General features: G+C 68.9%; 26 protein-coding genes. 10 read left to right on the top strand and 16 right to left on the bottom strand.

What is annotated here, in order from left to right; all coding sequences use genetic code 11:
- Together BV907_RS14590 and BV907_RS14585 are read left to right on the top strand one after the other, a co-directional pair.
- Positions 1–1,060 (top strand): polymorphic toxin-type HINT domain-containing protein (locus tag BV907_RS14590; RefSeq protein WP_217697942.1); only part of this gene is annotated, 1,060 nt, incomplete at its 5' end.
- 18 nt (positions 1,061–1,078) lie between these two features.
- On the top strand, positions 1,079–1,924 hold the full coding sequence (locus BV907_RS14585) for a leucine-rich repeat domain-containing protein (RefSeq protein WP_077490457.1): 846 nt from the start codon (positions 1,079–1,081) through the stop codon (positions 1,922–1,924).
- Between the two features lie 485 nt (positions 1,925–2,409).
- Here BV907_RS14585 and BV907_RS14580 read toward each other — a convergent pair whose 3' ends face one another.
- On the bottom strand, positions 2,410–2,607 hold the full coding sequence (locus BV907_RS14580; RefSeq protein WP_139346799.1) for a hypothetical protein: 198 nt from the start codon (positions 2,605–2,607) through the stop codon (positions 2,410–2,412).
- A gap of 62 nt (positions 2,608–2,669) precedes the next feature.
- Between BV907_RS14580 and BV907_RS14575 the strand changes: the two genes are divergently transcribed.
- Together BV907_RS14575 and BV907_RS14570 are read left to right on the top strand one after the other, a co-directional pair.
- On the top strand, positions 2,670–3,245 hold the full coding sequence (locus tag BV907_RS14575) for a polymorphic toxin-type HINT domain-containing protein (protein ID WP_077490455.1): 576 nt from the start codon (positions 2,670–2,672) through the stop codon (positions 3,243–3,245).
- A complete protein-coding gene (locus BV907_RS14570; protein ID WP_077490454.1) occupies positions 3,245–3,655 on the top strand; it encodes a hypothetical protein in 411 nt (136 codons plus the stop codon). Before BV907_RS14575 ends, BV907_RS14570 begins: the two co-directional genes overlap by 1 nt.
- 59 nt (positions 3,656–3,714) lie before the next feature.
- Here the strand turns inward: BV907_RS14570 and BV907_RS14565 are convergent, their stop codons facing one another.
- On the bottom strand, positions 3,715–4,401 hold the full coding sequence (locus BV907_RS14565; RefSeq protein WP_077490453.1) for a DUF2848 domain-containing protein: 687 nt from the start codon (positions 4,399–4,401) through the stop codon (positions 3,715–3,717).
- Between the two features lie 79 nt (positions 4,402–4,480).
- Between BV907_RS14565 and BV907_RS14560 the strand changes: the two genes are divergently transcribed.
- Positions 4,481–5,836 (top strand): MFS transporter, encoded by a 1,356-nt coding sequence (locus BV907_RS14560; RefSeq protein WP_077490452.1) that lies wholly within the window; start codon positions 4,481–4,483, stop codon positions 5,834–5,836.
- An 86-nt stretch (positions 5,837–5,922) separates the two neighbouring features.
- On the opposite strand, the gene BV907_RS14555 is transcribed toward BV907_RS14560, so the two are convergent.
- The gene (locus tag BV907_RS14555; RefSeq protein ID WP_077490451.1) at positions 5,923–6,558 is read right to left on the bottom strand and encodes a GntR family transcriptional regulator; all 636 of its coding nucleotides are present in this window, start codon (positions 6,556–6,558) and stop codon (positions 5,923–5,925) included.
- Positions 6,559–6,584: 26 nt separating this feature from the next.
- Here BV907_RS14555 and BV907_RS14550 point away from each other — a divergent pair, with 26 nt between their 5' ends.
- Positions 6,585–7,370, top strand: coding sequence for a carbon-nitrogen hydrolase family protein (locus tag BV907_RS14550; RefSeq protein WP_077490450.1), 786 nt, complete (start codon positions 6,585–6,587; stop codon positions 7,368–7,370).
- Between the two features lie 28 nt (positions 7,371–7,398).
- Here BV907_RS14550 and BV907_RS14545 read toward each other — a convergent pair whose 3' ends face one another.
- Complete coding sequence (locus BV907_RS14545) at positions 7,399–8,145, bottom strand: GntR family transcriptional regulator (protein WP_077490449.1); 747 nt, start codon at positions 8,143–8,145, stop codon at positions 7,399–7,401.
- Between the two features lie 106 nt (positions 8,146–8,251).
- Here BV907_RS14545 and BV907_RS14540 point away from each other — a divergent pair, with 106 nt between their 5' ends.
- On the top strand, positions 8,252–8,914 hold the full coding sequence (locus tag BV907_RS14540) for an HAD-IA family hydrolase (protein WP_077490448.1): 663 nt from the start codon (positions 8,252–8,254) through the stop codon (positions 8,912–8,914).
- 13 nt (positions 8,915–8,927) lie between these two features.
- Here BV907_RS14540 and BV907_RS14535 read toward each other — a convergent pair whose 3' ends face one another.
- Positions 8,928–9,293, bottom strand: a complete 366-nt coding sequence (locus BV907_RS14535; RefSeq protein WP_077490447.1) for a hypothetical protein — start codon at positions 9,291–9,293, stop codon at positions 8,928–8,930.
- A gap of 95 nt (positions 9,294–9,388) precedes the next feature.
- Positions 9,389–10,168, bottom strand: a complete 780-nt coding sequence (locus BV907_RS14530; RefSeq protein WP_245827994.1) for a methyltransferase domain-containing protein — start codon at positions 10,166–10,168, stop codon at positions 9,389–9,391.
- A gap of 165 nt (positions 10,169–10,333) precedes the next feature.
- Here BV907_RS14530 and BV907_RS14525 point away from each other — a divergent pair, with 165 nt between their 5' ends.
- Positions 10,334–10,645, top strand: coding sequence for a hypothetical protein (locus BV907_RS14525; protein WP_077490446.1), 312 nt, complete (start codon positions 10,334–10,336; stop codon positions 10,643–10,645).
- Positions 10,646–10,799: 154 nt separating this feature from the next.
- On the opposite strand, the gene BV907_RS14520 is transcribed toward BV907_RS14525, so the two are convergent.
- Positions 10,800–11,750 carry a hypothetical protein gene (locus tag BV907_RS14520; RefSeq protein WP_077490445.1) on the bottom strand — a complete coding sequence of 317 codons (951 nt, stop codon included), beginning with the start codon at positions 11,748–11,750 and terminating at the stop codon, positions 10,800–10,802.
- A 177-nt stretch (positions 11,751–11,927) separates the two neighbouring features.
- A complete protein-coding gene (locus BV907_RS14515) occupies positions 11,928–12,266 on the bottom strand; it encodes a TfoX/Sxy family protein (RefSeq protein WP_077490444.1) in 339 nt (112 codons plus the stop codon).
- Positions 12,267–12,437: 171 nt separating this feature from the next.
- Here BV907_RS14515 and BV907_RS14510 point away from each other — a divergent pair, with 171 nt between their 5' ends.
- On the top strand, positions 12,438–13,358 hold the full coding sequence (locus tag BV907_RS14510; RefSeq protein ID WP_245827993.1) for an excalibur calcium-binding domain-containing protein: 921 nt from the start codon (positions 12,438–12,440) through the stop codon (positions 13,356–13,358).
- Positions 13,359–13,374: 16 nt separating this feature from the next.
- On the opposite strand, the gene BV907_RS14505 is transcribed toward BV907_RS14510, so the two are convergent.
- The 5 genes from BV907_RS14505 to BV907_RS14485 form a co-directional block, all read right to left on the bottom strand.
- A complete protein-coding gene (locus tag BV907_RS14505) occupies positions 13,375–13,611 on the bottom strand; it encodes a hypothetical protein (RefSeq protein WP_077490442.1) in 237 nt (78 codons plus the stop codon).
- On the bottom strand, positions 13,608–14,063 hold the full coding sequence (locus BV907_RS14500) for a hypothetical protein (RefSeq protein WP_139346797.1): 456 nt from the start codon (positions 14,061–14,063) through the stop codon (positions 13,608–13,610). Before BV907_RS14500 ends, BV907_RS14505 begins: the two co-directional genes overlap by 4 nt.
- Before the next feature lie 112 nt (positions 14,064–14,175).
- Positions 14,176–15,276, bottom strand: a complete 1,101-nt coding sequence (locus tag BV907_RS14495; RefSeq protein ID WP_077490440.1) for a fatty acid desaturase family protein — start codon at positions 15,274–15,276, stop codon at positions 14,176–14,178.
- Between the two features lie 108 nt (positions 15,277–15,384).
- The gene (locus BV907_RS14490) at positions 15,385–15,588 is read right to left on the bottom strand and encodes a cold-shock protein (RefSeq protein ID WP_077490439.1); all 204 of its coding nucleotides are present in this window, start codon (positions 15,586–15,588) and stop codon (positions 15,385–15,387) included.
- 354 nt (positions 15,589–15,942) lie between these two features.
- Entirely contained in the window at positions 15,943–16,332 is a 390-nt protein-coding gene (locus BV907_RS14485; RefSeq protein WP_077490438.1) for a hypothetical protein, read from the bottom strand.
- Between the two features lie 492 nt (positions 16,333–16,824).
- Here BV907_RS14485 and BV907_RS14480 point away from each other — a divergent pair, with 492 nt between their 5' ends.
- Positions 16,825–17,073 (top strand): hypothetical protein, encoded by a 249-nt coding sequence (locus BV907_RS14480; protein ID WP_077490437.1) that lies wholly within the window; start codon positions 16,825–16,827, stop codon positions 17,071–17,073.
- A 54-nt stretch (positions 17,074–17,127) separates the two neighbouring features.
- Here BV907_RS14480 and BV907_RS14475 read toward each other — a convergent pair whose 3' ends face one another.
- The 3 genes from BV907_RS14475 to BV907_RS14460 form a co-directional block, all read right to left on the bottom strand.
- Entirely contained in the window at positions 17,128–17,571 is a 444-nt protein-coding gene (locus BV907_RS14475; RefSeq protein WP_139346796.1) for a hypothetical protein, read from the bottom strand.
- A 1,021-nt stretch (positions 17,572–18,592) separates the two neighbouring features.
- The gene (locus BV907_RS14465) at positions 18,593–19,738 is read right to left on the bottom strand and encodes an epoxide hydrolase family protein (protein ID WP_077490434.1); all 1,146 of its coding nucleotides are present in this window, start codon (positions 19,736–19,738) and stop codon (positions 18,593–18,595) included.
- 177 nt (positions 19,739–19,915) lie between these two features.
- Positions 19,916–20,233, bottom strand: coding sequence for a hypothetical protein (locus BV907_RS14460; RefSeq protein WP_077490433.1), 318 nt, complete (start codon positions 20,231–20,233; stop codon positions 19,916–19,918).
- Between the last annotated feature and the right edge of the window lie 288 nt (positions 20,234–20,521).

Here is a 20,521-nt window from a genome sequence, read left to right as displayed (position 1 = left end):
CCCGCTCCGCTACCTCGACATCACCGGCCTCTTCTCCTGGGACGAATTCCTCGGCGGCGTCCAGGACGTCAGCGGCATCGTCTCCGACGTCGCCGGCGTCCTCGCCATCGCAGCAGCCGTCACCGGCGTCGGCGCCCCGGTCGCCGCAGCACTCGGGGTCATATCCATCGCCGCCGGAGCAGTCGAAGCCGGCACCAAGGCCATCCAGGCCTACAACACCTGCAACGGCGGCAAGGGCTCCTGCGGCGAAGCGGTCGCCGAAGCGCTCCTCTCAACCGCGGCGATCGTTCCCGGCGGCAGGCTAATCAAAGGCGCCGCCAGCGCGGCAAAGACAATGGCCAAAGCATGCTCGTTCTCCGGGACAACAGTGGTGCTCATGGGCGATGGCTCGCGCAAACCGATCGAGGACGTCAACGTCGGTGACAAGGTCATCGCATCCGACCCTGAAACCGGGGAGCAGGAAGCCAAGACCGTGGAGCGCCGCTTCGTCCACGACGACACTGTCATCGACCTTGCGGTCGAGGGCGAGCCCATCACCACCACCGAGGACCATCCCTTCTGGTCTGTCACCGACCAGCGGTTCGAACGCGCTGACCAACTCGAGCCGGGCGAGGAGGTTCTCGGTGCGGATGGGCGGACTATCAGGGTCTCCGGGCTCGACCTCGGGACCCGACGCCAGTCGCTGGCCTACAACTTGTCCGTGGAAGGCATTCACACCTACCACATCGGCGAGCAGGGGATCCTCGTCCACAACACTTGCGCGACGGGGCTAGGAAATTCTTCGGGAATCTATGCCGTGAACTCGCCGAAGGGTGTTTACGTCGGACAGTCCAACGACATTCTGCGACGATTGGCGGAACACGTCCGTAGCGGGAAATTCACTGCTGCTGACGCCGCGGCTGCTGCCATCCAGCCTGTCAGCGGGGGAAAGACTCAGCGCGAGATAGCCGAACAGATGATGATCGACCGACTCGGTGGCGTTCCAAATCTCCTCAACAAGGTCAATCCGATTGGCCCGAAGAGATTCGGCCAGATGCCCATCCAACCGTACACTCGATAGCGAGTGGTGAGGGGGACCATGGAAGACCGCGAGCAGGCCGGCGAACTCGTAGTGACCAGACCGTGGACGGCCCAATCGGCGCGGATCATCGAGGAGGGACGTGCCCATCGGCTCGTGTTGAACTACGCGCTCGGATTCAATGAACCGACGCTCGAGTTCGTCCGTGGGCTTCCGATCCGCGAGCTGGTCATCCTCGACCGGAGGCTGACCGATCTGGAGCCCATCTACTCGCTTGCACCGACACTGGAGTCGCTGGAGGTGACCACCCACCCGAAGCTGAAGATCAGGCTCACGGAGCTGCCAGGGCTCCACCGTCTTGGGGCGGCCTGGGCTCAGGTCCAGGACACTATCGGGCAGACTGCAGGGATCAACGACTTGTTCTTGCTGGACTATAGGCCCGACAACTTGGAGCCGTTATCGTCGCATACCGGACTCGAGACCCTCCGGATGAAGGACCGGCCGAGACTGAGCTCGCTGGCCGGTCTGTCCCATTTCCCGAGGCTCCGGCGGCTGGGCCTCTATCTGGCCTCCCGGCTGACCGACATCTCGGAGCTCCGAGGCCGGTCGGAAATCCTCGAGCTCGAGTTGGAATCCTGCAAGAAGCTGATGAGGATCGACGACCTGCTCGAATGCACTGGGCTGCGCCGGCTCAATGTCGCTGACTGCGGCGACATAGAATCTCTCGGTCCTCTTCAGGGACTCGTCGAACTCGAAGAGCTATACCTTTATGAATCGACGAGGATACTGGACCGCGACCTCTCCCCGATCGCCAGTCTGCCGAGATTGAGGATACTTCGGATGATGAGCCGTCGTGGATACATTCCAACAGTCGAAGAAATTAAGCGGCGAATCGGTGATGACTGAGTGGAGAAGACGCGGCGACATGCCTGGTTCAATCGCTCCCAAGGGAACACGAGATTCCCCAGCCTATCCACCGGTCCGCAACTGACACACTGAGCCAACTCCAGATCGGTCAATCAGATCATGAGGGCATTGACCGGGCCCGGCGGTGCGTGTGTGGCCGGGGCTGCGTCCTGAGTCCTCAAACAGCTCGTCATTGTGGTGCACACGAGAGCGAATCGAAATCCTCAGCACCCACGATGGCGTTTACGCGGTCAGCTGTGCTGAGGACTTCGAACATTGACACCGGGCACGGAGACCGCACGCTACCCCGGGGGGATGACGTTGCCTGGATCCGCCTTCTTCGAGCAGTCGACTTCTGACATCCGTGCAACCGACTCCTGAAATCGCATCCTCCTTGGCGTTGTCCCACCCCGATGGGTAACCGCACTCGGCGGCACATCCGTCGCCGCCGGAGCAGTCCACGCCGGCACCAAGGCCATCCAGGCCTACAACACCTGCAACACCTGCAAAGGATCCTGCGGCGACGCCGTCGCCGAAGCACTCCTCTCAACCGCCGCCATCGTCCCCGGCGGCAGACTCGTCAAAGGCGCCGCCAGCGGAGTGAAGAGCCTGTCCGGAGCTTCAAAAGCCGCCAACACCATGGCCAAGGCCTGCTCCTTCTCCGGGGCCACGGTGGTGCTCATGGCCGACGGCACTCGGAAGCCGATCGAAGAAATCGACGTCGGGGACTGGGTGCTGGCGACCGATCCCGAGACAGGTCACCAAGACCGTCGAGCACGTCTGGGTCCACGACGACATCGTCATCGACCTGTTTGTTGACGACGAGGTGATCACCACCACGGAGGATCACCCGTTCTGGTCGGTCACCGACCAGCGTTTCGAGCGCGCCGACGAACTCACCGACGGTGAGCAGGTTCTAGACGCCAGCGGCCACGTGATCGCGGTCTCAGGACTCGAACTGGGGACGGCTCGTGAGGCGCTCGCGTACAACCTGAGCGTGGACGGGATCCACACCTACCATGTCGGACAGTCCGAGATCCTCGTCCACAACACCTGCCCGATCCATGGCAACTCTGCATCGAGCCCCGACAAGGCGTATCTGTACCGGCTCTACGACTCCGGCAACTACCTCAAGACCGGGATCTCGAAGAATCCGCAGTCGCGATACTCACAGACGTTCATGCAGGGTAAGGACATGGAGATCCTTCAGTCAGGTACTCGCCGTGAGATGCTCAATCTGGAGCGGTTCATCGTCGAACGAGACCCGGGGCCACTCAATCGTGAGCGTTGGGCAGGGGACTACCTTTGGGACGTGCCATAGTGAGCAAGGAACCAACGGAGGTCCTGTACCTGAGCGTGATCGTTGGCGGTATCACTCCGGAAGGCAGGCGCTGGCAGGAAGCCATCCGCCAGCTCCGCCAAGAGCTTGCTCCCCTGCGCGAGGGTGTTGTCTCAGATGTCAATCTCGACGTCGAGTTCCATATCCCCGGCAACCTGCTGGCGCCGGACTTCGATGGTGTCCGGACGGGCGCGTTCAGGAAGGCTGACTCACTCCTCAAGGTCCAGGCGGCCCTGCCGGCGACAGCGCCCGCGGAGCCGCGTCCTGCCCTCATCAGATATCTGTGGGACGCGTTGGATGCGGCCGATGCGTGGGCGGTTGCCAAGCGACAGGCCGTCGACACGACGGCGCTCCGCGGAATCGTCGCGGCCGTGGAGGCGTCCCATGGCTGAGGGAGGACAAGAATGGTGGGGGGCCAGGTGCCCGGCCAGTGGGCCGGGCACCGCCGCCTCTACTCCCAAGCGGCCGGAAGCATCTCGACCTCGTACGCCACTCGGCTCACGTTCCCCGCGCCGTCGGCGAGCTCCACGCGCCACCCGTCCGCGAACTGGTCCACGCCCGGGACCATGGGAATGGTCCCGCTCATGACCACGGTCCCGGGCCGCAGGAGGCCGGCCTCGGCGAGCCGGTCCGCCCAGTACCGCGGGGGGAGCAGCTGCCCGGGCGAGCCGTCCTGGATCAGTGTCTCGGCGCCGTCGTGCGTCACCCAGGCGCGCAGGGAAAAGCCGTCGAGGGCGTCCTCGACGTCAGAGAGCCGCCACGCGACATCCCCCAGGATGTCCGGACCCGCCTGCTTGCTCCATGCGACGGAATGGACCTCGAGGTCGCGGTCGGTGTGGTCGCAGGCGGCGGCAATGAGGAGGTCGTCCGGGCCGTCGCCGACGATGAGTGCCCACTCCGCCTCGCCGGACGTCCGCGCGTGCTGGACCTGCGTGCTCCCCGCCTGGGTGGCCTGGGCCGCGGAGAGCGGGTACAGGGTCGGGATCGTGGTGGGCGCGGGCACGCCGAGCTCGGCGAGTTCGTCGACGTGGTGCTGGACCTGGGCGGTGTCGCGCCCCGCGTAGCCGCCGTTGAGCACGTAGCTGACCGGGATCTCCCGGGTACCGCTTCCAACGACGTCCAGACGGATGACTGCCATGATTTTCTCCTCAGGGGTTGCGTAGACAGCGTGTATACAACGAGTATGGACTAGACCCCCGAAAGGAGACAAGCCTCACATGAGCAAACAAGCGCAGGCCGATGCGGCCCCGGTCGAGCGGCGCACCCTCTACAAGGCCTTCACAGCCAGCCTGAGCGGCACGGCGCTCGAGTGGTACGACTTCGCCCTCTACGGCGCCGCGACAGCCGTTGTCTTCAACAAGCTCTTCTTCCCCGACGACGATCCCGCGATGGCCACCATCAAGGCCTTCCTCACGTACGCCGCCGGATACATCTCGCGGCCCATCGGCGGAATCGTCTTCGGCCGGCTGGGGGACCGGATCGGGCGCAAACGCGTCCTCGTGTGGACGCTCGTGCTGATCGGCGCGGCGACGTTCGGGATCGCGTTCCTGCCCACCTACGCCCAGGCCGGGCTCTGGGGCCCTGCGCTGCTTGTGCTCCTGCGCTTCCTGCAGGGTGTGGGGGTGGGCGGCGAGTGGGGCGGAGCCGTCCTGCTCTCGAGCGAGTTCAGCAAGCCCGGCGAGCGGGGCCTGTGGGCCTCGGCCGCGCAGGTCGGCGTGCCGCTCGGCTCGGTCCTGGCGAACCTCGTGCTCATCGTCATGACGGCGACCATGCCTGCCGAGGCCTTCCTGTCCTGGGGTTGGCGGCTCGCGTTCGGCTTCTCGATCGTGCTCGTCGGGTTCGGCCTGTGGATCCGGCACACTCTCGAGGAGACCCCTGTGTTCCAGCGCCTGCTCGAGCGCGGAGAGGCCGCCAAGGCACCGGTGACCGAGGTGCTGCGCACCCAGGGCCGCGCGCTCACGGGCGCCATCCTCTGCCGGGTCGGGCCCGACGTGCTGTACGCGTTCTTCGCCGTGTTCGTGCTCGTGTGGCTCAAGACCGGGCCAAACAGGCTCTCCGACGCCGAGGCCCTCACGTGCACCATGGTGGCCGGCGCGCTCCAAGTCGTGACCATGCCGTTCGCCGGGTGGCTCTCCGACCGGACCAGCCGCAAGTGGCTCTACGGGACCGCCGCCGTGGCCGGCGGTGCGTGGACGTTCGTCTTCATCGCCATGACCCAGACCCGCTCGTTCGGGCTCGCCCTGCTCGGTGTGGTCCTGGGCCTCGTGTGCCACTCGTTCATGTACGCGCCGCAGGCCGCCCACATCGCCGAGCAGTTCCATGCCCGGCTCCGCTACACGGGGTCCTCGCTCGCGTACACGTTCGCGGGGATCATCGGCGGCGGCTTCGCCCCCAGCGTCTTCGCGGTCCTCATCGCGCTGGCGCCCAACGGCTACATGGTTGCCGGGTACGTCCTGCTCGCCGCCGTCGTCACCCTCATCGGGCTCGCGATGGGCCGAAGGGTGGTCGACGAGGTCGACGCCGTCGAGACCGTCCCGGCCGAGCAGCACGCCGGGCACCACGCGGGTCACTGATAGCGGCGGGCGCACGACGGCGGCCGCGCGCCGCCGTCGTGCGCCTCGCCTTCCGCCGGGGCCCGCGCCGTGGCGGGCTCAGCGCGCTAGATCACGAGCATGCTCCGCGTCGCGTCGAGGTGGTGGGCGACTGCCTTCTCGACACGCCCCAGGTCGCCCTCCTCGAGGGCGTCGACGATCGCGGCATGTTCGGTGAGGACGTCTTCACGGCGGTGCGAGCTGCGCTCGAGGGCCGAGACGCCGATGACCACGTGGCGCGCACGGACCGACTCGTACAGCTGCTCGAGCACGGGGTTGCCCATCGCCCGAATGAGCTGGGTGTGGAAGTCGCGGTCGGCAGCGATGAACTCGGGGAACGTGCCCCCGTCGATGAGGCGCCTCTGCTCGTCGAGGCACTGGCGCATGGCCGCCGCCGTCTTTTTCGCGATGCCGCGTGCCACGGCCTCTCGAACGGCCCACGTCTCGAGGACCGTGCGGACCTCGAGGATGTTGCTGATCAGCTCCGGTGTGAGCGGCGGGACCAGGGCGCCCCGGTTGGGGACGAGCTGCACGAGGTTCTCCGCGGACAGCAGGAGGAGCGCCTCGCGCACCGGGGTACGCGAGATTCCCAGCTCCGAGGCCACTTCCTGCTCGTTGATGAATGTCCCTGCAAGGGCGGCGTCCCCCAGGAGCAGTCGGCGGAGGTGCTCGTAAGCCTTGTCCCGTCCAGAAGAAGTTCGCATACAACGTATATACCGTGGAGGTTCCCATGAATCCATCGACCAAGCTCACCGTGGCGGCCGCACAGTTCGCGTCCTGCCCAGACAAGACGACCAATCTGGACGCCGTCGAGGAACTCACAGTGCGTGCCGCGGACGCAGGCGCGGACCTTGTCGTGTTCCCGGAGGCCGCCATGGTCCCGTTCGGGGAGGTCCTGGCCGACGCCGCCGAGCCGCTCGATGGGCGTTTTGCTGATCGGGTGCGTGCCGTCGCCGAGGCGAGCGGGGTCGCCGTCGTGCTCGGGATGTTCGAGCCCAGCGGCGACGGACGGGTCTTCAACACGCTCCTGGCCACGGGTCGCGGTGTCGAGGCCGCGTACCGGAAGATCCACCTGTACGACGCGTTCGGGTCCCGCGAGTCGGACACCGTGGCGCCCGGGAGCGAACTCGTGACGTTCTCGCTCGGGGGAGTGACGGTCGGCCTCGCGACGTGCTTCGACCTGCGCTTCGCGGACCAGTTCGCGGCGCTCGGCAGGGCCGGGGCGGAGCTCGTGTGCGTGGGGGCCTCGTGGGGAGACGGGCCGGGGAAGGCCGAGCAGTGGGACCTGCTGACCCGTGCGCGCGCCACCGACGCGCAGGCATGGCTCGTCGCATGCGACCAGGCCTGGGTGCCGCCCCTTGGGGCCGACCCGCTCGGCCTCGGGCGATCGTGCGCGGTGGACCCGCTCGGCAGGGTGCGCGGGAGGCTGGGGCACGAACCCGGGCTGCTGGTGCAGGTCGCGGACGTCGCCGAGGTGCGCGCGGTGCGGGATCGGGTGCCGGTGCTCGCCGGTTGAGCGCAGCCGCGACAGCGGACCGGGCTGCCTACAGCCGCACCTCCATGCTCAGCGCGTAGCGGTCCGAGCGGTACCACGAGCGGGCGTGCTCGATCGGCAGCTCGCCCGAGAAGGACGTCCGGTCGAAGAACATGACCGGCGCGCCCGTCCCCGTGCCGAGGAGGACGCCGATGTCCGCCGGGGCGCCCTCGGCGCGGACGGTCTGCCGGGCCCGGTCGATCTGGTGGCCGAACTCCGAGGCGAGGGCCTTGTAGACGGAGCCGGTGAGGTCGATCCCGAGCAGGCCGTCGGCGTGCACGGGGTGGTACCACGCGTCGTCGACGCTCACGGGGCGCCCGTCGGCCAGGCGCAGGCGGCGCAGGTGGATCGCCTCGCCGCCCCGCGCGATGCCGAGCGCGTCCGCGGTGTCCTCCGGCGCCGTCGTCCGCTCCGCGGTGAGCACCACGGTGCTCGCCTTGAGCCCGCGGGCCTCCATCTCCTGCGTGAACGAGGCGAGGTGGAGGGTGGACTGGATCGTTGCGTCGGCCACGAAGGTGCCCTTGCCGGGCACGCGCACGAGGTGGCCCTCCGTGACGAGCCGGCCGATCGCGGCGCGGACCGTGATGCGGGAGACGCCGTACGCGTCCATGAGCGTGCGCTCGCTCGGCAGGCGCGCCCCGGGCTCGAGCTCCTCCTTGGCGAGCTTGAGGATGATCGAGCGCAGCTGCTCGTGCTTGGGGACGCTCGTGTTGGCGATCTGCGCCAGGCTGGGCGCGTCGGTCTGGCTCGCTGGCATCCGGCCCCCTCGGTGGTTGGTTCAGCCCGCGGTGCGATCCAGATAGGACCACTACCGGGATTATGCCATGTACCGTGGGGGGACGTACCCGTTCCGAGGAGGACCCGTGACCGCCCTTTCCGTCTCCGTCCGCGCCGTCCTGCTCGACATGGACGGGACGCTCGTGAACTCGGACGCCGTCGTGGAGCGGCTGTGGGGCGAGTGGGCCGAGGCGCAGGGGCTGCCGTGGGACGTCGTCGAGCCGGTGATCCACGGCCGGCAGGGCTGGCTGAGCATGGCCCTGCTCCTGCCGGACCGGCCGGTCGAGGACAACCTCGCGGACGAGGCACGCATGCTCGACGAGTCCCGCACCGACGTGGCCGGGATCGTGCCCATCCCCGGCGCGGCCGCCTTCCTCGCCGCGATCGCGGACCTGCCGCACGCGCTCGTGACCTCGGCCGACGACGACCTCGCCCGCCGCCGCATGGGCGCCGCCGGGCTGCGCTACCCCGCGGTCGCGGTGACCGCCGAGATGGTCAGCGAGAGCAAGCCCGATCCCGAGGGGTTCCTCCAGGCGGCGGCACGGCTCGGCGTCGAGCCCAGGGAGTGCCTCGTGCTCGAGGACTCCCAGGCCGGCATCGCGGCCGGGCTCGCGGCGGGCATGCGCGTGCTCGGCATCGGCGAGCGCGCGGCGTCGTACGCGCCGACGTACTGGGCCGGCGACCTCACCGCGGTCTCCGTGGAGGCGGCGGACGACGGCGTGTTCCGGCTCTCGCTCCCGGCGGGCTGAGCGCGGGAACAGCTCAGGGCACGCGAACCCCCGCCTTGGCGAGACGTTCGGCCGCCAGCCGGGCACGCGGGGAGAGGGGCTGCTTGCGGCCGTAGTCCGCCACGATGCGGGCGGCCTTGCGCGCGGCGACCCGGTGCTCCTGCGGGATGGTGCCGTCCACCATCCACAGGCGCAGGACCGAGGTCGCGCTCTGCGCCGAGGGGACCACGATGCCCGTCTGCCCGTAGCGGACCCGGAACTCCGCCCCGCCGCCGCCGCACGCGACCCTCCGGACGACGACGGTCACGATGTCCTCCAGCGCCTCGTCGAGGACGGCCTCGGCGGCGATGATCTCCTCGCCGGCGGTCGGGCCGACGCGCGGGGTGGGAGCGGTGTCCATGGGTCCTCCTTGCGCTGCCCTGCGAGGTGCCCAGCCCGCCGTCGCCCGTGTGCATCCATGGTGCCACCGGGACTCCGGCGAAGCCATGGGGGTCCCTAGGTCCGCACCGCGAGCACGCTGATGCTCGTCACCCCGTACTTCGAGGTGGCCTTGACCGCGCGGGCCGAGAGGAAGCGGTAGGCGTCGTTGGGGCGCACTGTCTCGACCCGGAGGCCCGCCGCCGTGAGCGCGTCGAGGAAGCTCTCCTGCTGCATGGCGCCGCCGATGCAGGCGGCCCAGAGCGAGGCGTCGCACGTGACGGTGTCGGGCAGCTGCACGCCGGAGACGATGTCCGCGACCGCGAGCCGCCCGCCGGGCCGCAGCGCGCGGGCCACGGCCGCGAAGGCGCGCGCCTTGTCGGGGACGAGGTTGATGACGCCGTTGGAGATGACGCAGTCGATGGAGCCGTCGGGCACGCCCGGGTCCTCGATCCGGCCCTCGCGGAACTGGACGCTTCCGATCTCCTCGGTGGCGAGCTGTTCCCACAGCCGTCTGGCCTTCTCGACCTGCGCGGGGGTCAGGTCCACGCCGATCACCGAGCCGGAGGGCCCGACGTCGAGCGCGGCCAGGAAGCTGTCCATGCCCGAGCCGCTGCCGAGGTCGAGCACCCGCTCGCCCGGTCTCAGGGCCGCGAGGTCGTGGAAGTAGCCGACGCCGGCGAAGGACACGACCGCCTCGGCCGGGACCCGGTCCAGGACGACGGCCGGGTAGCCGAGGCGCTCGGCGAGGGCGCGGCCCGTGTCAAAGTGGAACTGCTGCTGCGGGAAGTTGGCGACGAGCTCGTACATCGACCGGACGCGGTCCTCGAGGTCCGGGCGAAGCGGGGGGCCATCCACTGCCCCATTGCGGTGCCGGGCGGGCGGGCGCACAATACGGTCGCTGGGAGTTCCACGTGGTCGGCCCAGAGAGCTGGCGCGTGTGGCGCGGTCGTCCCGGGCTGCAGGGGAGGCGCCCCGGCCGCCGCGGATTCCATCTCGATCCGATCGCCCTCGAGGTGCCCCATGTATGCCCACAAGATCCTGGGTGCGGCTGCCGGCGCAGCCGCGCTCGTGCTGCTCAGCGCCGTTCCCGCAGCCGCGGACATCGCCAGCCCCAACGCATCGTGCGCCGGCTTGGCGCTCTCCGACCACGCCGTCAGCGACGGTCCGGGCGCCATCGCCTTCATCATGAACGAGGAGCTCAAGCCCGCAGCCGAAGCCTTCGGCTTCAGCAATTCAGGCCAGCTCATCAGCAAGTTGGTCAAGGTCCACGCCGGAACCCACATCCCGGGATGCGAGGACGCCTTCATCGACATCCTCCTCACGGGTCCGTAGGCGGCACCCGCGCTACTGCCGCGCGAGCCGGTACGAGTGCTCCCTGAGCCGGCGCGTCCACCCGTACGTGCCGGCCCCGGGGAGGACGTTGGGGGCGCAGTCGAAACCAGAGCCAAGCGGCCGGGCGGAGCCGGGGCCTGGTGGTTCGCGGAGGCTAGGAGCCGCCCCACTGCCTCTCGGATTCCACGTACATCGAGACCACGTACTGGAGCGCGGCGAAGTCGGGGCGCCCGCTGGGTGTGGCCGGGAGGGGGCGGCCGTCCGGGAACACGGGCCAGGGCTGGATGCCGAGGACAGGGGCCGCGTACTCCTGCCGTGGCATCGCCTGCTGGAGGCGCGCCTGGGGGACGGGGGGAGCGAACGGGGGAAGCGGCGCGGCGGGCCGAGGCTGGGGGCCTGCGGTGGCCGGCGGCTGCCCCGGGACCGGCCGGGACGGGTCGCTGCTGCCGCGCGCCGTCGGGCGCTCCCGGAACGACCATGCCAGCAGCACGCTGATCGAGATGGCGAGCCCGGTCAGCAGGATCAGCGCCACGGTGATGCGCCAGTAGGTGTCCGGGAACTCGACGGCGTATCCAATCCCCAGGGGCAGGCTCAGCAGGACAGCCAACAGCGCCACGAGGGCCGCCGTCGCCTTCGTTCCGAGGGCGAGCTGCGGTTGAGGTGACGCGAACCAGTCCGAGGCTTTCTGGACCAGGAACACCGCACCCCTGACGATGCCGACGATCAGCAGGGTGAAGAGGAACAACTGGAGCTCATCGAAGGGCTCGAACAGGCCGCGTGTTCGCGGGGCTGCGAGCGATCCCCAGATCAGGATCAGGCTGAGGCAGAGCATGTAGACCTGCCCGCTCTGGGAGGCCACCATATAGCGCTGCGGCTTGTCCCGAGACGCGTCCGTCGCGGCGAACGCCGTGAACAGCCCGCACACGAGCAGGGTGCTGATGGTGCGGACGATCTTGCCCTCAAACTCGCCGAACATGAGCACGAAGACCGAGACCAACGTCAGCAGCGAGAGGACGCCGATGTTGGCCGCCATGGCGGTGCTCAGCCTGCGCTGCGGCTGACCTTGGGGCGTCCGCCCCTGCGCCGGAGGGAATTGCGTCTGCATGTCCTCGCCTCTTCCGCGTACCAACTCTCAAGCCCGAATGACCTATCGGGCCCGAGGATAGCCGGGAACGTGACCTGGGACGACGGTGCGCACCGTTCCTGGGGACATGCCCGGATTCGTGGTGGTCCTGTGCGCGGGCGCGGCCGTGCGTGCGCGCCTCACGCCCCGGCCGGAGCCTCAGCGCTTCTTCGGGGGCAGCGACGAGGCGTAGTCGACGCCGGCCTGCACCCAGCGGGCGAGGTCCTCGTCCGTCGCGATGGCCTCGTCATCCACGCGCAGCCAGCCGTCCATGACCCGGCCCTGCATGACGGCGCGCTCGATCCCGGGGTTCGAGCACAGCTCGTCGCTCCGCGCGGGGTCGGCACGCAGGAGCATCCCGCCCTGGCCGCTCGCGCCCACGGCCATGTTCCCGCCGACGAGGAACGAGAGGCCGCCGAACATCTTCTTCTCGACGACGCCCGCGCGCCCGGACAGGGCGCGGCGGATCCGCTCAGCGAGCTCGAGGTCGTATGCCATGGGGCCATGGTTCGCCCCGGATCCGCCCGTGTCCAGCCATGCGGGCCCGTTTCGGACGACGCGAATCACTTCCCTCCCCAGGCTCCCCGGAAATACGCATCCCGAATGATCAAATGAGCGTGTGCCAGCGCAATGACACCTGGACTGAATGATGGGGAATTGAGGTAACACGTGGATCACACGTCTGCGCCGCTCGAGAAGAAGCCGAGTGGCGGCACCGGGAAGACAGTCTGGACCGCCGTCATCTTGGCGGTCCTGTTCCTGCTGGTTCTGATCGCCAAGCCGCTTGCGGTCGTGGCCGGTCTCGTCCTGCTCGTGGTGGCCGCGATCAGGCTGCTCGTGCGCAGGGGGCATCGCAAACACCGGGCCGCGTCGCTGGCCGCCGGGGCTCTCGTGGCCATGGTGGTGGCTGCGGCCACGCTCGCTCCGACGCCCGTCGACGGCGCGGAGGCTTCCCTGAACTCGGCGGTCTCGCCGTCCCGGGCCTCGAGTGCCACGCCGACACCCACGCCCTCGTGTCCCTCGCCGACGCCGACGGTCACCGTGACGGCCACGGCATCTGCGGGGTCGTCCGCAGGCACGTCCGCCACCCGCTCCGCTTCGCCCAGCCAGCCGGCCAGCGCTGGCGCGTGCCCGACGCCCACGACGACGGTCCTCGTCGCGGCCCACGCCTCGGGCGACACGTGCGTGAACGTCGGCGAGAAGTACTCATTCAAGGGCGTGGACCTCGTGTGCGAACGGGATCGCGCCAATGCCCTGCGCTGGCTGCTGGTCGCGACTGCCGCCGAGATCGAGTCCGAGCGCCGGCAGAAGGCCGCCGAGGAGGCGGCCGCCGCCGAGGCCGCACGCGTCGCGGAGGAGCAGGCGGCCGCGGCCGAGGCGGCACGGCGTCAGGCGGCGTCGCAGCAGCAGAACCTCGTCGCCCCCGCCCCCGCGCCGGCACCGGCGCCGGTTTCGGCAGCGCCCGCGCCCGTGTATGCCTACGAGAACTGCACGGCGGCTCGGGCCGCGGGTGCGGCGCCGGTCTACGCGGGCGAGCCCGGATACGGCGTCCACCTGGACCGCGATCGTGATGGGATCGGCTGCGAATAGCGGCGATCCGAGGCTGCTACCGCTCCTTGAGGTCGTCGGCCACCCGGTGCAGATCCCGGGCCCAGCCGGTGGAGCGGTTGCGGTCGGGCGAGGCAGCCTCGAAGTTCCGGAGTGCCTCCGCGATGAGGTTGAGGGAGGCCGCGAGGTTGAGCTTCACCACGGCGTAGCCCTCCTCGGCGCGGGGATCGGCGGAGGCGGAGGAGAGCAGCTCCGCCCCGGCCCTGAGCACCAGCGAGGCCTCGAGCTCATTCATGGGGTGACTCCTCCGGTGGTCTTGACATAGGCTGCCGCGATCCCGGGGGCGGACGCCTGGAAGACGGTGCCGCCGCCCGGCATGACCACGTAGGCCAGGAACTCCTCGTCGAACGTGACGATCCCGGCGTCGACGGCGTCGAGCTTCGCCCGGATCAGCAGCGACAGCTGCCGCCAGCGGTGGCGCGCGGCGTCCTGGACGGCCTTGGATTCGGAGGCGGAGCTCTCCGGCCGCGGCGGGCCGTGGTCCGGATCCGGCGTCCCCGGCGTCGGGGCGGGCAGCGGCAGGACCAGACGGAACCGGCGGTCCGCCGAGCTGAAGGTGATCCCAGCGTTTCCCTGCACCGAGACGAACCGCACCCCGTGCGCCCCCGACGCGATGAGCATGTCCCGGATCTCCGCCTGGGAGGCGGAGCAGCTCACGGAGGCGCCCCGGACATAATTGGTTCTCATAACTCAGAGTACGCCCGTCAGATCGGCTGGGTGTCGGGCACGCAGGCCCCTGCATGCGATTCGGCACCGCGATCGGTGCGGCCTGCTCGACGCATGGACGGGAGTCTCTCGCTCACCGGTACCGGGCGGTGATGGGGCACTCGAAGGGGTCGCGGGCGGCGAGCCCGACCCGGTTGAGGTACGAGATGACGATCCCGTAGGAGCGCCACAGGCCCGTCTCGGTGTAGGGGACGCCGATCTCGCGGCAGTGCGCTCGGACGATCCTGCGCGCCTTGGCCAGATGCGGCCTGGGCATGCTCGGGAAGAGGTGGTGCTCGATCTGGTAGTTCAGGCCGCCCATGAGCCACGTGGCCCACCGCCCGCCCGAAATGTTGCGGGCGGTGCGGACCTGCTTGGAGAAGAAGTCGAGCCTGGCGTCCCGGGCGATGACCGGCATGCCCTTGTGGTTCGGGGCGAAGGTGGCGCCCATGTAGAGGCCGAACACGGCCAGCTGCACGCCGAGGAACGCGAAGGCCATGCCCAGCGGCAGGAGCCAGAAGAGCGGCACCAGGACGAGGGCGAAGCGCAGGGCGATCAGGCCGATCTCCGCCCAGCGGCCCTTGACCGGGCCGCGGGAGACGAGGTGCCGGATGCTCAGGTAGTGGAGGTTGAGGCCCTCGAGGGTCAGCAGCGGGAAGAACAGCCAGCCCTGGCGGCGGGTGATGACGCCGCGGAGGCCCCGGGCCGTGGCCGCGTCCTCCTCGATGAAGGAGACTGTGTCGATCTCGATGTCGGGGTCGCGCCCCACCCGGTTGGGGTTCGCGTGGTGGCGGCTGTGCTTCGAGTCCCACCAGGAGTAGCTCATGCCCACGACGCCCCCGAGGATCCTCGCGAGCCTGTCGTTGCGCGGGCCGGTGGAGAGGATCTGCCGGTGCGCCGCCTCGTGGGCCAGGAACGCCACTTGGGTGAAGAGGATGCCCAGCCCGGCCGCGATCAGCAGCTGGAACCACGTGTGGCCCAGGAGGATCGACCCGGTCAGCAGGCCAGCGAGGAGGGTGATGAGGCCGGCACCGACGAGCACGTAGAACCAGGGCGTGCGGCGCAGCAGTCCGGTCTCGCGGACGGACTGGGCGACCTGCAGGTAGGCCTGGGTCAGGGGAGGGAACGTCTCGGTGCCCGCGTAGCCCGCGCCGGGGGAGGTGCGGGGGAGGGCGGGGCTTAATGCTGTGGCGATCGGAGCACCTTTTTTCTGGTCAGGCGCTCAGGTCGCGCTCGGCGGGGGTGAGAGGGGGGCCGGGTGGCAGGGTCGCTCGCCGCGACCCGCCTCCCCGGCAGGTTCGCTTCAGAGCGGGCGGATGTTCGAGGCCTGGGGACCCTTGGGGCCACGCTCGGAGTCGAACTCGACCTTCTGGCCCTCTTCGAGCGAGCGGTAGCCGCTCGAGGCGATCGCGCTGTAGTGGGCGAAGACGTCAGCAGAGCCGTCCTCGGGGGCGATGAAGCCGAAGCCCTTCTCGGAGTTGAACCATTTCACGGTGCCAGTGGCCATGGGTTTTTTTTCCTTTCGTGATGATGGTCCCGATGTTCGGGGACCGGTGTTCTGCGCCGCTGAAGGCGGCGCGGGACAGCTGCGGTGATGGGAAGGGCTGGAAGCGCGCAGAGTGCGCTGGTAGTGTGCAGTTTCGGCGGCGGCTGAGTCGGGGAGGCGACTCGCCTAATGCTCGCGGTCGGGCGGCCGGTGAGGGCCGTGCTGCCTGTTCTGCCGCTGATGCTCCTGCCGCTCGCGGCAGAACCTGAGGGTGAAACTGCAGGTACTCTGTGCCGGCCCGTATCCGGGCCTCGGGGCGACCGCTCTTCTGGCGGTCGGCCGTCGTTCCAGTCTACGGGCTCGGAGGCAATCTACCTATTCGTCGTCCTCGTCGTCCTCGTCTTCCCCCGCGAGGTTCAGGGACGCGGCCTGGAGGATCGCCTCGACGTTCGCGCCCGGGACGTCACGCCGGTAAGCGTCCGCGACGTTCTTGAACCCGATGGTCATCCCCAGGACGAGGCGCGTGTAGTCCGGCGCCAGGGCCTCGATGACCTTCCGGACGACGTGAGGCAGGACCTCGCGGAGCACGGCGGCCTGCTCGGGGGAGCCGCCGGTGAAGGACACCGACACGACGTCGTCCATCCGGACCAGCGTCTTCAGCGACTCCTTGAACATCGCGGTCGCCGCGGGGTCCTCGGGCTCCCACGAGAGGGCCGCGGTCAGGATGCCGATGCCCCGCTGGACCATCTCTGTGTCCTCGCTCATGTTCCATCCTTTACCCAGTTGGGCGGGGTGGGGCAAGGCTCGAGCCGGGTCCGAAGGGGAGGGGCACGATCAAAGCCTTGGCCTGGACGACAAGGGTGCCGCCCAAGGCTCCGACACATCCACGGAGTCGCCGTGCTCAAGGATGGCAAGGTCGAGTTCAGGTACGTCCCGTACGGGTTCTCCGCGCCGCAATAGGCGGAAGCGCGGCGAGTCGCGGCGCACGACGGCGGGGGACCGGCTCGGGTGGCCGGCCTCGCCGTCGCGAGACCGCCTCCAATGTGACTTTTTCTGTCACAGAATTGACACGGATGTGTTCCGTCGGGGATTCTGGTGCGATTAGGCCTGTCCTGTCTTTGGGGATTCCGTCGGTCGGTGTGCCCCTCCCAGGCCCCGAGGCCGGGGCAGGGCAGGCCAGCCGGCACGCCGGATGGCTCGGGCGAAGCCCCCACCCGGGGGTTCCCGTGCGGTGCCGTCACTGGGGAGGGGAACATCATGGAACACGGCAGGTTCGCATCCCCGCCCTCGGCGCCGGGTCCCCGCCACCAGCGTGCCGCCGAGCAGGAGACGCATCGTGTTCACGAGGTGCGCCGCCCGCAGTCTGCCGACCATCCGACGGCGAGAGACAGGTTCGTTGACTACCAGGAGCGGCAGCGGCGGACGCTGCTGAGCGCGGGACTGAGCGACGAACAAGCTCGGGCGGAGATGACACGCCTCGCCGCCGGCGAGGTCTGGGGCGGTTGAGGCAGGTCGATCCCCCTTCCCATCGCACTGAAGCTCGGAGCGTCGGCGTCGTCGTCAGTACGAATAGCTGCTGCTCGTCATCCCCACGAACATGAGGAACATGTAGATCGCGGTCCAGAGGACCGAGAAGCCGATGGCGATCCAACCGAGGATGATCCCGGCGCGCCCGCTGACGTTGTACAGCTCGGCCTTCCTGCCCTGGAGGATCGCCGGAATTCCGCAACCGATACCGGCGGCAACGCCGAAAAGCCCCAGGAACGGAATCCACCCGAGGAGCACCGCGCAGAATGCGCCGATGCATCCGAGCACGAGGCCGTTCGTGGCATGTTTTCCGCCTTCCATCTGCTGGCGGGACTGCTCATAGAAGGATGAGCCCTGATAGCCGGCTTGCCCGCCGTACGCGGCAGGCTGCGGCGCCGGGGACGCGAACTGCTGATACGGAGACGCCTGGCTCTGATAGGGCTCGTGCGAGTATTGCAGCGGATATTCCTCTGGCATGTGGATCTCGACTCCTAACATTCCCCCTGCCGGTGAGATGTCCTCCGGCATGTTTTCGATGTCCCCGCGGCCCGGGGCATTTCCTCGAGTGCGCATACTCTTTCAGGCCGGCACGGTTCCCCGCGACACTTGCTGGTACTTGTTTTCGGATGGGATGTACTCGATTTTTTGCCCAATGACTAAAGGCCTCGAGGCGGCCGGGTCTTGAGAGCGTGAATTGTCGGTGGGTGGGTCGATCCTGTGCGCATGACAAGACGTCATCGGAGCGAGGGCCTCACGGGAGCCCTTCTGGCATCCACCGGCGGTGGCGGTGGTGGCGGCGGGTGCGGGTGCCTGCTGCTCCTCTTCTTCGTGGCCGTGGTTGTGGAGTACTGGTGGGTGTTCGCCCTGATCTTGGGGGCCGTGATCGTCGGGCTTGCCATCCGGGCCATGTACCGCAATCCCGACCGGCGCTCCCTGCCGCCTCTGGGCGGAGACACTCGTCCGGCACAGCCGCGTGTCGCCAAGCCTCCCCGCCCCGAGGCCCGCGCCGTGGAGCCGAAGCGGAAGAAGGATCCCCCGCTCTCCGGGGACGCCCTGACGGCGAAGCTACGTGACGACAAGCGACGCCGGCGGGGCCAGGCTCTGGAGGAATGGGATCGCGACTGGGACCGTCTCCTGGGGCCAGGGCCGAACCGTCGGGCGGCGGGGAGTCCCGGGCAGGGGAAGCGCCCGCCCGGGTCCCGGCAGTCGTCGGCCGCGGACAGGTCCAGCGATGCCGCTGTGCCGCCGCGGACTGAAGGTCAGCCGAGCTTCAGGGTCGGGCAGCCGGTCACCATCACCAAACGCATCCCAGCGAACGCGGCCTATCCGGCACAGGCCGAGTCGGGTAGCACCGGCACGGTGGTCCACGTCGGCCCGCCGAACCGGGCTCCCGGACTGTGCCCCATCCAAGTGAGGCTCGACCGGACGGGAAGGGTCGTGGTCGTCCTCGAGAAGTATCTCGCTCCCCGCGCTGGCGGCACCCGCGGCCGATAGGGTCCTAGCCCGTCACGAGCGAAAAGAAACGCCGGATGTCGCCCACGAGGACGTCCGGGGCCTCGTGCGCGGCGTAGTGCCCGGCGGCGTCGTTCGGGCCGCCCGCCTGGCTGCTGATGTCGTACCGGTTCCAGCTCACGATGTTGCTGTGGTCGCGCTCGGCGAACCTCCGGATCGACTGGAAGTCGCCGGCGAACATGGCCAGGCCCGTGGGCACGGTGGTCGGGCCGGTCGGGTGCTCCTGCGTGTGGGCGTCCTCGTAGTAGAAGCGGATCGCGGATCCCGCCGTGCCGGTGAGCCAGTGGACGGCGACGTTCGCGACGATGAACTCGGCGTCGAGCCCTTCGCCGAACAGCTGCGCGTTCCATCCCAGGAGCCCGACCGGCGAGTCCGCGAGCGCGTAGGCGAGCGTCTGCGGCTGCTGGCTGTGGAGGGTGTTGAAGGCCATCTTGTTTTCGTAGAACCACTGCAGGTGCTTCAGGGCCGCCTGATCGTCCTCGGAGAGGCCGGCGAAGTCGGACGGGTCGCCCGAGGGGAACGAGAAGAGCTGGGTGACGTGGACGCCCGCGACGCGTTCGGGGTCCAGCCTGCCGATCTCGGGCGAGACCAGCGAGCCGCCGTCGTTCCCGACGGCGCCGTAGCGCTCATAGCCGAGCCGGCGCATGAGCTCGACCCACGCCGCCGCGGTCCGGTAGCGGTTCCAGCCCGTGCTCCGGGTGGGCCCCGAGAAGCCGAACCCGGGCAGGGAGGGGATGACGACGTCGAACGCCGGCTCCGCGGGGCCGGCCGGCTCGGTGAGGGGGTCGATGACGTCGAGGTACTCCACGATCGAGCCGGGCCAGCCGTGGGTCAGGATGAGCGGGAACGCGCCGGGGCGCGACGAGCGGACGTGGATGAAGTGGATGTCCTCGCCGTCGATCTCGGTGGTGAACTGCGGGAAGGAGTTCAGGCGCGCCTCGAAGGCCCGCCAGTCGAAGTCGTCACGCCAATACCGGGCGAGGCGCTGCACGCGGTCGCGGGGCACGCCGTAGGCGTCCCCGGCTCCGGGGAGCTCGTCGGGCCAGAGCGCCCTGTCGAGGCGGGCGGCGAGGTCGTCGAGGCGGTCCTGCGGGACGTCGACGCGGAACGGGCGGATCTCGGTGGCGCTCATCGGATCTCCAATCGTGGACTCCATGGGGACAGCACCAAACCTAGGCGCGGGTCAGGACAGAACCTGTCCTCATGCTGCCCGCGGCGACGCGTGTCTGCTCGGAGTCATCAAGAGCTGTCAGCCATCGGTGACAGTGCCGCCTCAGAACGTCGGTGACGGTTGATGTCTCAGGACATCTCACTGGGTGGGCAGGGGTTGGGCATAGGAGGTGACGGCGGGCACTCCGGGCAGAGTGACTACCCATCCCCCACCCATGGCCGGCCGGATGATCAGATGGTTCACCTTCGGGCTGACGATGCGGACGACTGCATAGATACACCAAATGGGGAACCAGAAGGCCGCTGTGACGATGGTCAGGCCAAGGTGCAGCAAATGCGGAGTGACCGGAAAGCGCTCGAGCTTGACGAGGAGGCAAAGGGTCTGAGAGCGAGTTTCAACCCCGTAGCCGCGTCCAGCGAAAACAACTACGGCCTCATCCATGGTTCTGAAGATCATTTGTATTTCCTCTAAAGTGTTGTAGAAATGAGGGTTCGGGCTGCAGCGAGCTCAGCCGACGTCCGCGCCGGGCTTCATGTCAAGCTTGCTCGCCGCCGCCATCTCAGACGCTCTCCAGGTAGCGCATTAGACCTGGCCGTCGTCGACGGTAATCTGGACGCCCGAGTCCGGGTGGTACGACCAGGAGGCGTTGTACTCGCCCCACGACCCCCTCTGGCGCCCGTCGAGGGCGCGCGTGGCTCATCTCGTTCAGGATCCTGTCGGAGACGTCCAGCCCGTACAGGACGC

The organism is Sinomonas mesophila, assembly GCF_001999765.1.
GTDB lineage: Bacteria > Actinomycetota > Actinomycetes > Actinomycetales > Micrococcaceae > Sinomonas > Sinomonas mesophila.
This window is presented reverse-complemented; position numbering and strand designations above follow the sequence as displayed.